Below are 11,569 nucleotides of genomic sequence, written 5' to 3'. Positions count from 1 at the left end.
CGCTGTGGATCGGCTCGACCGCGGGCTCCGCGCTCGGCAATGCGACAGGCTTCGGCGCGCTGACGGGCGGCGCCGTGCGCGCGCGCGTCTATGGGGTGTCGGACGTCACGCCCGCGCAGATCGGCCGCATGACCGTGTTCACGAGCGTTTCGCTGGCGCTCGCATTGGTGCTGATGACCGCGCTCGGCATGGTGTGCCTCGCTGATGCACTCGCGGCGATGCTGCATCTCCCGCCGCTCACGCTGCGCTGGAGCGGCGCTGCGCTGCTCACCGTGCTCGCACTTGCGGCTGCCGCCTGCCGTCGCGAAACGCGCCCGATCCGTACGCGCTGGCAGTGGCTGTCGTTCGATATCCCGGCACGCCGCGACCTGCTCGCGCAAGTGGCGCTCGCCGTACTCGACGTGGTGGCCGCGGGCCTCGCGTTGTGGGCGCTGCTGCCGCATGCCGACGTGAGCTTCGTGACGTTCATAACCGTCTATGCCGCCGCGATGCTGCTCGGCATGATCGGCCACACGCCCGGCGGCGTTGGGGTGTTCGAAGCCGCCATGGTGTTCACGCTGAACGGCAGCGTAGAAACGCATCAGATGGTCGCGGCGCTGCTCGCGTATCGCGCGATTTACTTCGGTGTCCCGCTGATCGTCTCGGCGGCGCTGCTCGCCGGCTTCGAAGGCCGCGCGCTGAAAAGCCGTTTGCCGCTGCATCATGCGGCGGGTGCGTATAGACTCGCGCCGCTGTTTCTGAGTCTGGTGACGTTCGTGGTCGGCGGCATGCTGGTGATTTCCAGCGCGACGCCCGCGTTCTGGCAACGCATCCTGATCCTGCGCGACGTGGTGCCGCTGTGGGTGCTCGAAAGCTCGCAGATGCTGTGCAGCGTGCTCGGCGTGCTGTTGTTGTTCGTCGCGCGGGGTTTGCTGCGGCGTCTGGATGCCGCGTGGTGGATGACCTTGCTGCTGGCGGTGTTGAGCCTCGCGCTGTCGCTGACCAAAGGCCTTGCATTCGTGGAAGCGGGCGTGCTCGGCATGCTGATCGCGCTGCTGCTGTCCACGCGCCGCCGCTTCAACCGTCATTCGTCGCTGTTTGCCGAGCGCTTTACGGCTGGCTGGCTGGTGTCGGTGGCGATGGTGCTCGCGCTTGCCGTGTGGGTCATGCTGTTTGCGTTCCGCGACGTGCCATACACGCGCGATCTGTGGTGGCAATTTGCTTTCGACGAACGCGCACCGCGGGCGCTGCGCGCGACACTCGCCGCCAGCCTGTTCGCCGCGACGTTCGCGTTCTGGCAGTTGCTGCGCCCCGCGGCGGGCCGGTTCGTTATGCCCGCGGCGCAAGATCTGCACGACGCGGCGCGCATTGTGCGCGCCCAGGAGCGCAGCGACGCCGGCCTCGCGCTGATGGGCGACAAGAGCTTCCTCTTTTCCGAATCGCGCGAAGCCTTTCTGATGTACGCGAAAAATGGCCGCACGTGGGCCGCGCTTCACGATCCTGTCGGTCCGCGCGAGGAGTGGGCCGGGCTGATCAGCAAGTTCGTCGCGCTCGCGCATGCGCACGGCGGCCGCGCGGCGTTTTATCAGGTGCGCGCCAACGCCTTGCCGCTCTATCTCGACGCGGGCCTCACGCTGATGAAGCTTGGCGAAGAGGCGCACGTGGTGCTCGACGATTTCGACCTGAAGGGCTCGCATCGCGCGCATCTTCGCTATGCGCTCAAACGGGGCGAGCGTGACGGTTTTACCGTCGAAGTTATTGATCAGGCCGACGTGCCGGCGTCGCTCGAAACGTTGCGCGAGATTTCCGACGGCTGGCTCGATAGCCGCGACGCGCGCGAAAAGAGCTTCTCCGTGGCCGCGTTTACCGACGAGTACCTCGCCGCGCAATCCGTGATGCTGGTGCGCCAGAACGGCGAGCCGGCCGCTTTTGTGACTTTCATGACGACCGATATGAATACCGAAGCGACGGTCGGCGTGATGCGTCACGTGGAAAGCGCGTCGCCGTATGCGATGGAATATCTGTTCACCCAACTGGCGCTGCATCTGAAGCAGGCGGGTTTCCGCTCGCTCAGTCTCGGCATCGCGCCGCTTTCTGGCATGCAGCCGACGCCGCTCGCGTCGCGCTGGCATCGGCTGGCGGGCATCGTGTGGCGCTTCGGCGGCCGCTTCTATAACTTCCGCGGACTGCGTGCTTTCAAGAGCAAGTTCCAGCCGCATTGGGAGCCGCGCTATCTCGCGGCGTCGGGTTCGGTGGGCGTGTTCTTCACGCTCGCGGACCTGTCATTGCTGGCAGGAGGCCGGCGTTCATGACATTGCATCCGTTTTTCAGGCTCGCCGTGGCGGCGAGCCTCGTTGTTGGCAGCGCGGCCACCTGTGCCGCAACCACCACCGTGTCTGGCGGCCGCTATGGCGACGTCACGGTGACACAGCCGGTGGGCCCCTTGCGCGGCTTCGTGGTGCTTTACTCCGCAGCCAGCGGCTGGAGTCCAGCCGACCAGCAAACCGCCGATGCGCTCGCCAAGGCCGGTGCGTTGACTGTCGGCGTGGATACGGCGCGCTATGCGGCCAATCTGAGTGCGAAAAAAGAAGCGTGCCATCAACTCGTAGGCGACGCTGAAGCCTTGAGTCATCAACTCGAACGGCAATCGCAATCGAGCCGCTATTTCGCGCCGATCGTCGCCGGGACGGGGCAGGGCGCGACGCTGGCGATGCATGTGCTCGAACAGGCGCCGTCGAATACGGTTGCCGGCGCAGTCTCGGTGGATGCGGAGCGCACTCTGGATCCACGCTTTCAGCCTTGCCCGCCGGACCCGACGATCATTCGCGACAAGGTGCCCGGCTTCGTCGAAAAGGCGGCGCCAGGCAACGGCGATCGCACGCGGCTCGTGGCGATGGTGACGCCGCATTTGCAGACGATCTCGACGAGCGACGACGACGTCTCCGATCTGCCGTTGATTGAATTGCCGGCGGCGCATCCGAACGGCCTGATGGCGATTGTGATTTCCGGCGACGGCGGCTGGCGCGATCTCGACAAGACTATCTCGCTCGCGTTGCAGAAAGACGGCGTGTCGGTGGTCGGTATCGACAGCCTCCGCTATTTCTGGAGCGAAAAGACGCCAGCGCAGACGAGCCGCGATCTTGCACGCGTGATGCAGACTTATGGTGCGCGCTGGCACGCGGAACATATTGCGCTCGTCGGCTATTCGTTCGGCGCCGACGTGATGCCGTTCGCCTATAACCGCCTGCCTGACGCGCTGCGTGCGAAGGTGTCGTTAATCGCGCTGCTGGGCTTCGCGCCCGACGCCGATTTCCAGATCCGTGTGGGCGGCTGGCTCGGCATGCCGGCAAGCGAAAAGGCCTTGCAGGTGCAGCCCGAATTGACGCGTGTGCCGCCCGCGATCGTGCAGTGCTTCTACGGTGAAGAAGAGAAGGACACCTTATGTCCGGCGCTGACCAAAACCGGTATCGAGGTGATTCGTACATCGGGCGATCACCACTTCGGCCGCGACTACAACGCGCTCGAGCGGCACATTCTGGACGCGTTCAGGAAGCAAAGCGGCGTGCGTCAATAGTCCAACCGTATGACGACGCTGCCCGATGTGACGAACAGGGATTGACAAAGGCTGCAAAGTCAACGAAGATCAACCGCATGAACTGCCTCGACATCCGTATTGCGCTGATTATTAGCACCATTCATCGAATGGTGGGTTAGCGCGCGTCTGATAGCAGTGACACGCAGTGACAATAACCCGCCCCACGAGGCGGGTTTTTTTATGTCCGCATGCTGCCTGCCTCCTGGTGCTCTCTCTGTTGATTTGCCCTTGTTGCCCAGGAGCTTGCCGTGCCGTTACATGAACTCAAACAGGTGGCCGTTGCCGCTGACAGCGTGGCGTTGCGTCACGACTATCTGAAGAAAACCCTGACCGCGCGCGTCTATGACGTGGCCCGCGAGACTGAACTCGAACGTGCGCCGAATCTGTCGGCACGCTTGCGCAATCCGGTTTATCTGAAGCGCGAGGACAACCAGCCGGTGTTCTCGTTCAAGGTACGCGGCGCGTACAACAAGATGGCGCATATTCCGGCGGAGGCGCTGGAGCGTGGGGTGATTACCGCGTCGGCGGGCAATCATGCGCAGGGCGTGGCGCTGTCAGCGGCCCGCATGGGTGTGAAGGCGATCATCGTGGTGCCGGTGACGACTCCGCAGGTGAAAGTCGATGCCGTGCGCGCGCATGGCGGGGCAACGGTCGAGGTCGTGCAGTTCGGCGAGTCCTATAGCGACGCGTACGGGCACGCGGTAAAGCTGCAGGAAGAGCGCAGCCTCACGTTCGTTCACCCGTTCGACGATCCGTACGTGATCGCCGGCCAGGGCACGGTCGCGATGGAGATTCTCAGCCAGCACCAGGGCCCGATCCACGCGATCTTCGTGCCGATCGGTGGCGGCGGCCTGGCGGCAGGTGTCGCGGCGTACGTGAAATCGGTGCGCCCGGAGATCAAGGTGATCGGCGTGCAGACCGATGACTCGTGCGCGATGGCCGCGTCGCTGAAAGCCGGTGAACGCGTCACGCTAAACGAGGTCGGCCTGTTTTCGGACGGCACTGCCGTCAAGCTGGTGGGGGAGGAAACCTTCCGCCTGTGCAGCGAATATCTCGACGACGTGCTGCTGGTGAACACCGATGCGCTATGTGCCGCGATCAAGGACGTGTTCCAGGACACCCGCAGCGTGCTGGAGCCGGCCGGCGCGCTGGCCGTGGCGGGCGCCAAGCAGTATGCCGAGCGCGAAGGCCTCGAGAACCAGACGCTGATTGCGATCACGTCCGGCGCGAACATGAATTTCGACCGCATGCGTTTCGTGGCGGAGCGCGCCGAAGTCGGTGAAGCACGCGAAGCGGTGTTCGCCGTGACGATTCCTGAAGAGCGCGGCAGTTTCCGCCGCTTCTGCGAACTGGTGGGCACGCGCAGCGTCACCGAATTCAATTACCGCATTGCGGATGCGCAATCCGCCCATATCTTTGTCGGCGTGCAGATCAGGAATCGCAGCGAATCGGCGCAGATCGCGGGTGCCTTCGAAGCGCATGGCTTTGCCACCGTCGACCTGACCTTCGACGAACTGTCCAAGCAGCACATCCGTTACATGGTTGGCGGGCGCTCGCCTCTGGCGCATGACGAGCGTCTGTTCCGCTTCGAGTTTCCGGAACGGCCGGGCGCGTTGATGAAGTTCTTGTCGTCGATGGCACCAAACTGGAATATCAGCCTGTTCCACTACCGCAACCAGGGGGCGGACTACAGTTCGATTCTGGTCGGCATTCAGGTGCCGGAGAGCGAGAACAGCGAGTTCGGGCGCTTTCTCGCGACGCTGGGGTATCCGTACTGGGAAGAGACGCAGAACCCGGTTTATCGCTTGTTCCTCGCGTAACCGGGCTATTGACCAGGTGACAGCAGGCAGCGGCGCGCATTTCGACAAGCGACGCTGCCGCTCTACGTGCTGCATTGACAGCGGCACGTCGCAAGAAGCCGCTTGCGAGGTCCGCAACTCGGCCAGGGTTTACCTCGAGTATTCGCAAGTCGATCTGGACGCTCAGCACTCAGCCGCATAAGCGCAATCGCCGTCCGGGTAAGGATGCGAAGCATTGGTGCGCCGCGGGACGGGGCAAACAGACCTGCCCATTATCTCAAAACTCGATAGCACCTATCCACGATATCGCGTTGCGCGATACAGGCCATGATTGCCAAACTGGATGCAAATCAAACACCGCATTCAGGAGACAACTCATGCGTACTCAAGTTGGCATCATCGGCGCTGGCCCTGCGGGCCTGCTTCTTTCCCATCTTCTTCATTTGCGCGGCATCGATTCTGTCGTGCTCGAATCGCGTACCCGCGAACAGATCGAATCCACCATCCGCGCCGGCGTGCTCGAACAGGGCACGATGGACCTGCTCACCGAAGCCGGTGTCGGCGCGCGCATGAAGGCCGAAGGCGCGCTGCATCACGGTTTCGAACTGGCTTTCGAAGGCAAGCGGCGCCGTATCGACCTGACCGGACTCACCGGCCATTCGATCACGGTCTACGCGCAGCACGAAGTCATCAAGGACCTGGTCGCCGCGCGCGTGGCTGCCAACGGAGCGCTGCGCTTCGGCGTGACGGAGACATCGCTGCACGGCATCGATACCGACAAGCCGTCGATCCGCTATCGCCACGAAGGCGAAGCGTGCGAATTGCAATGCGACTTCGTGATCGGCTGCGACGGCTCGCAAGGGGTGTCGCGTGCATCGATTCCGCAGGCGTTGCGCAAAGACTTCGAGCGCGTTTATCCGTTCGGCTGGTTCGGCATTCTGTGCGAAGGACCGCCCTCATCGGAGGAATTGATCTACGCGCGGCACGACCGCGGTTTCGCACTGGTCAGCACGCGCTCAGCGAACGTGCAGCGCATGTATTTCCAATGCGACCCCAAGGATTCCGTCGACAACTGGTCCGACGATCGAATCTGGGCGGAATTGCACGCACGCGTCGATTCACACGACGGCCAGACCATCGTGGATGGCAAGATCTTCCAGAAGAACATTGTCGGCATGCGCAGTTTCGTGTCGGCCACCATGCAGCATGGCCGGCTCTTTCTCGCCGGCGATGCCGCGCATATCGTGCCGCCAACCGGCGCGAAGGGCATGAACCTCGCCGTTGCCGACGTGCGTGTGTTGACTCAGGCGCTGAACGCGTTTTACGTCGAAAACCGCACAGATCTGCTGGACAGTTACAGCGAAACCGCGCTCAAACGGATCTGGCGTGCCGAGCATTTCTCGTACTGGATGACGAGCATGATGCATCGTATTGAAGGCGCAACGCCGTTCGAACGTCAGTTGCAGGTGGCCGAGCTCGAATACGTGACGACCTCGCGCGCGGCGGCTACCGTGATGGCGGAGAACTACGTCGGCATCGCCGTGGTGTAAGGGCGAGCGAGCGGGTTGCGGCGTGCGAAACAGGAGAGGTTTAGTTAAGCGGCAAATCCTGGTACGCCGCACAGGCCGTCGGCAAGTCGACATAGTCGCTGGTTTTGACTCCATCGCCGCAACACGGGCAGGCCGGATCGCGCAGTAGCCGCAAGCGATTGAAGCACATGCCTAGCGCGTCGAATTGCAGCAAGACGCCGGACAAGGACTCGCCAATGCCCAGAATCAGCTTGATCGCTTCGGTGGCCTGTAACAGTCCGATCACGCCCGGCAACACGCCAAGCACACCAGCCTCGGAGCAGTTGGGAGCAAATTCCGGCGGCGGCGGTTCGGCGAACAGGCAGCGATAACAACTGCCGCCCTCGTGCGCCGGCCAGAACACGCTGACTTGTCCATCGAAACCTTGTACAGCGCCGTAGACCAGTGGCAAGCCCAGCCGCACGCATGCATCGTTCACGAGGTAGCGGGTGGAAAAATTATCCGAGCCGTCGATCACGACGTTGTGCCCACCCAGCAATCTCTCTACATTGTCCGCGAGCAGGCGTGTGCGCTGCCGTTCGACCGTCACATGAGGGTTCAGCGCCTGCAAGGTTCGGCAAGCCGATTCGACCTTGGGTGTGCCAACGTCGGCATCGCGGTGCAGCACCTGCCGCTGCAAGTTGCTGCGATCGACAACGTCGTCATCGATCAGCGTGATATGTCCGATTCCGGCTGCGGCCAGATACATCGCGGCCGGCGAACCGAGGCCACCCGCGCCGACCAGCGCAACCCGGGCGTCGGCAAGCTTGCATTGTCCTGCTAGTCCGACTTCGGGTAGGCGCAGATGACGCGAATAGCGTTCGAGGAAGTCCGCGCTCGCGGTGGCCTCGCTCATCGGCAAGCCGGCGGCTTCCCACGCCCTGGTTCCACCGCTCACCGAGTAGATGTGTCGATAGCCGCGGGTTTGCAGCAGGCTCGCACATTGCCGTGAGCGTGCGCCTGCCGCGCAGATCAACATGATTTCGGCTGCCGGGTCCGGCAACCAGGCGCTCGGGTCGGTCTCCAGCCGCGACTTGCTGACGCCTATTGCGCCTCGTGCCGTGCCCGCTGCGCGCTCTCCGTCTTCACGCACGTCGACGAGTAGCGCGCCCGACTGCTGGCGTTCATAGGCCTGACGGGGGACGAGTTCGACAATGGCTGCGTTCATGGCGGTACTCCAGGGGATTCAGCTTACCGTGACGAGGCGGGTGAACTCGCGCAAGAGGTCATAGCCGTCCCAGATCGCGGAAAATTCAAGCGCACGCCCCATCGGGACAATGCGATCAAGGCCGCGCCCGTCAAGCCGCTGGGCGAACGCCAACATTTCATCGATGCTGAAGCCGAAATACGTCAGCGTCTGGTCCTGGCGCAGCAACAGGGGCGTCAGTTCGTCAAGTGAGTCCAGGCGCAACTGGGGAAAGGTGCCGGTGCCGAGCCACCTGCGTGGCAGACGGACAGGCGAGGTGAGTTGCACGGCGGCGATCTCATTACCCATGAAACACACCGTATCGGCGACACCTTCGGCCGCGAGGCGATAGGTAGCGACGTGCTTCTGTATGGCCATGGCGGCATCGGCGCGTGGCCCTCGGGCGTCCACGATCTGTTTGAGCAAGGTCATGAACGAGGCCCGTGCGTCATCCACCGCCGACGCAGTGCCGATCCAGAAAATGGTGCCGGGCGATGCACAGGCGGCCTGGCCGAACAGGTAAGCGTCGGAATGGAACGCCTCCACCGCTCGCTTGCGATCGGGCGCCTCGGCTGCAAGAAAGGCCGAGGCGGAAATCGCCGCGAACGAGGATCGGTTTGGGAAGGTGAGATCGCGCGCCGATGGCCGCAGCGGCCCGCGGCGAATGTCGCGGATGGCCTGATCGCCGCCCCACAGCACGCGCAAGTCGCAAGCGGCGGAAAATTCCGTGGTGGCGGCTTCGTCATGGCGACTGTAGCTCACGATCCTTTGTGTGCCGGCTACGACCGGATCGGCCTGATCCAGGCACTCGATCAGCACGGCCAACACTGCCTGCGTTGCCTCACCACCGCGCTCCGACAGGCGGACGACGTTGCGGTTGCCAGCTAGCGCGGCCAAGGCCCAGGAGTAGACGAACACCGTATCGGCATTGCCCGGGGCAACGTGAAACACCAATCCCAACGGGAGTTGTATGAAGCGCGCGAAGCGCGTCATGCGGCTGCCGGCATCGAGCCGAGCCAATTCCGCGCTTAGGTGGCCACGACGCAGGTAGGCGCCGAGTGGCCCCAATTCGGCGTGGCGCCGGGCAAACGCCGGTGTGCGCAGACGCTGACCGACCGCATCGAGAAAATCCAGCATGCGCTCGTCGCCCACCTGCAAGGCAGGCCGGTTTTGCGCGCCAAGCAAAGGCTCGAGCACTGCCGTTGCTTCGCTCGGAGCGGCCGGCGGAAACAGCGACAGAATCATCCTGGTGCCTCGCCGTTGGCAGCAGCGTGAATGAGCGCCCGGTAATCGATCTTGCCGTTGCGCAGCAACGGCAGTCTTTCGATGCTGCGCGCAATGACGCCATGCCGGTTCACGCGCAAGCGTTCGGCAACGTGCCGGGCAATCGATTCCAGACGGGAGTGCCCGGTTTCGCCTTCGCACCACAACACGATTACCTCGTCGTCGACCGACACGGCGGCACTCGTGCCTTCAACACCGGCTTCGGCGGCAAGGCGTTCGACGGCGTCGAGATTGATACGTAGACCGAACAGCTTGGCCATTCGCTTGAGACGACCCTCAAGGTAGAGATAGCCGTCCGGGTCGAACCGGCCGATGTCGCCGGTATGCAGCACGCCGCCTTGATCGTCGCCACGGGCGAGGTCGGTGGCGCTATCCGCGTAGCCCATCATGACGCTCGGGCCGCGGTAGATAACTTCGCCGGTGATGCCGGGTTGGCGCGTTTCCTCGCCGGTTTCGTCACGGATCGACAGGCAACCGCCGGGTACGGCCAGCCCGACTGAAGCAGACTTGTCCGCAACCCGCCTTGCGGGCAGAACCGCCATTCTGGCCGTTGCCTCAGTTTGCCCGTACATGAGAAAGAAGCGGCCGCCCACCCGGCCGATGTCCTCGGCGATGTGCGCGATCAGTTCCGGACGCATACGGCTACCGGATTGCGTTAATGTGCGCAGACTGGGATGCGAAGAGGGCGTCCAGCGCAAGCGTGCGAGCAGTTCATAGGTATGCGATACCGCGGCCAACGACGTGGCGCGATGAGTATCGAAGGCCGTCCAGAAGTCCGCTCCGATCACGGGATGCGTGGTCACGACGAGCGTGGCCCCGGCTGCCAGGTGACTGTTCAGGACCGACAAGCCGTAACCCAGGTGAAGCGGCAAGCTGGTCGGCGCGACTTCCTCAGGGTTGATGCCAAGTGCCTGCACGATCGCGTCGGCATTGGCGAGCACACCCTGACGCGAGAGGCGCACCATGCGTGCGGCGCCGGTCGAGCCGGAGGTCGTCAGCAACAAGGCCAGATCAGGGTGGACTGCCGCCGCACCCGTCGACTTGATCCAACCGGACTGGGCATTGCGGTAATCGGTCGGTGCAGGCAGTGTGGTGCCAGGTTGCCAGAGGCCGGCCGGCTCAAATCGCTCAACGAGCTCCGCAAGCGTATCCGATCCGATTTGCGGGTCGAGCAGCGCGAGCGGCCGGTGCTGACGCAGAGCGGCGAGATAGCGGCACACGGTATCGATCGTCCATGGGGCGGGCAGCAGGAGCAGGCCGGCTGGCATCGTGTGCAATTCGTCTTCCATCGTCTGAATTCGAGCTTCAAGTTCAGACCCATGCCAGGTCTGGCCGTGAGCGACATCGATCAGGCGGGCGTTGGCGCCGAATGCCTTCATAAGGACAAACCTCCGTCGACACCCAGCACGTGGCCGGTGATAAAGGATGCGTCGTCGCTGAGCAGGAAGCGAATCGTGGCCGCCACCTCGGCGGCGGTGCCGAGTCTACGTAGTGAGGTCTGTGCGCAACGTGCCGCTATGACGTCGGCGGGGACGTTCGCGAGCAGATCAGTGTCGATAAGACCCGGCGCCACCGCGTTCACGCGGATACCGAGCGGGCCCAGCTCCCTGGCAGCCGAGCGGGCCAGCGCGGCAATCCCCGCCTTACTCGCCGCGTAGACCGCCTGGCCTGCGGCGCCGCGCTCTCCCACCAGCGAACTGAGCAAGACGATGGCGCCGCGGCGGCGCCGCATCATCACCTTCGCCGAGACTTGCAGGACTTCGACGGCGCCGAGCAGGTTGACGTCGAGTACATGTCGCGCAACGGGCTCGCTGATCAGACCCAACGGGGTGTTCTGCAGGACGCCCGCACTTAGCACCAGGGCATCGATACCGTTATATTCGGCAGCGATGGTTTTGATGGTGGGGCCAATCGACGCGTATTCGCTCAGGTCCAGCGCGACGCCGGCTGACGTGATGCCATAATCGGCGGCAAGCTGCCGCGCTTCGTGCTCCGCTTTTGCACGGTTTGTGCCGGTCAGCACGACCGTGGCTCCCGCCGCGGCCAGCATGCGCGCGCATGCCTGGCCGATGCCGCGCGTACCGCCGATCACCACGGCAACCCGATTGCTGAAAAGCAGATTGTCTGACGCTGTCGTATTCATCGCTGCCCTCAAAGC

General features: G+C 63.7%; 8 protein-coding genes. 4 read left to right on the top strand and 4 right to left on the bottom strand.

What is annotated here, in order from left to right; genetic code table 11:
- The 4 genes from mprF to KHO23_RS32595 form a co-directional block, all read left to right on the top strand.
- A partial coding sequence (gene mprF / locus KHO23_RS32610) for a bifunctional lysylphosphatidylglycerol flippase/synthetase MprF (protein WP_211616899.1) occupies positions 1-2,291 on the top strand: 2,291 nt, incomplete at its 5' end.
- On the top strand, positions 2,288-3,553 hold the full coding sequence (locus KHO23_RS32605) for a virulence factor family protein (protein ID WP_211616897.1): 1,266 nt from the start codon (positions 2,288-2,290) through the stop codon (positions 3,551-3,553). The genes mprF and KHO23_RS32605, both read left to right, overlap by 4 nt.
- Positions 3,554-3,822: 269 nt before the next feature.
- Positions 3,823-5,394, top strand: a complete 1,572-nt coding sequence (gene ilvA, locus KHO23_RS32600) for a threonine ammonia-lyase, biosynthetic (RefSeq protein ID WP_211616895.1) — start codon at positions 3,823-3,825, stop codon at positions 5,392-5,394.
- Positions 5,395-5,750: 356 nt separating this feature from the next.
- Entirely contained in the window at positions 5,751-6,923 is a 1,173-nt protein-coding gene (locus KHO23_RS32595) for a 4-hydroxybenzoate 3-monooxygenase (RefSeq protein ID WP_211616893.1), read from the top strand.
- A gap of 40 nt (positions 6,924-6,963) precedes the next feature.
- Here the strand turns inward: KHO23_RS32595 and moeB are convergent, their stop codons facing one another.
- The 4 genes from moeB to KHO23_RS32575 form a co-directional block, all read right to left on the bottom strand.
- Positions 6,964-8,109: a molybdopterin-synthase adenylyltransferase MoeB gene (moeB, locus tag KHO23_RS32590; protein WP_211616891.1), complete on the bottom strand. Its 1,146-nt coding sequence runs from the start codon at positions 8,107-8,109 to the stop codon at positions 6,964-6,966.
- 18 nt (positions 8,110-8,127) lie between these two features.
- Positions 8,128-9,264, bottom strand: coding sequence for an acyl-CoA reductase (locus KHO23_RS32585; protein WP_211616889.1), 1,137 nt, complete (start codon positions 9,262-9,264; stop codon positions 8,128-8,130).
- 104 nt (positions 9,265-9,368) lie between these two features.
- Entirely contained in the window at positions 9,369-10,790 is a 1,422-nt protein-coding gene (locus KHO23_RS32580; protein ID WP_211616887.1) for an AMP-binding protein, read from the bottom strand.
- Entirely contained in the window at positions 10,787-11,554 is a 768-nt protein-coding gene (locus tag KHO23_RS32575) for an SDR family NAD(P)-dependent oxidoreductase (protein WP_211616885.1), read from the bottom strand. Before KHO23_RS32575 ends, KHO23_RS32580 begins: the two co-directional genes overlap by 4 nt.
- Positions 11,555-11,569 lie beyond the last annotated feature (15 nt).

This window comes from Paraburkholderia haematera (genome assembly GCF_905220975.1).
Classification (GTDB): domain Bacteria; phylum Pseudomonadota; class Gammaproteobacteria; order Burkholderiales; family Burkholderiaceae; genus Paraburkholderia; species Paraburkholderia haematera.
This window is presented reverse-complemented; position numbering and strand designations above follow the sequence as displayed.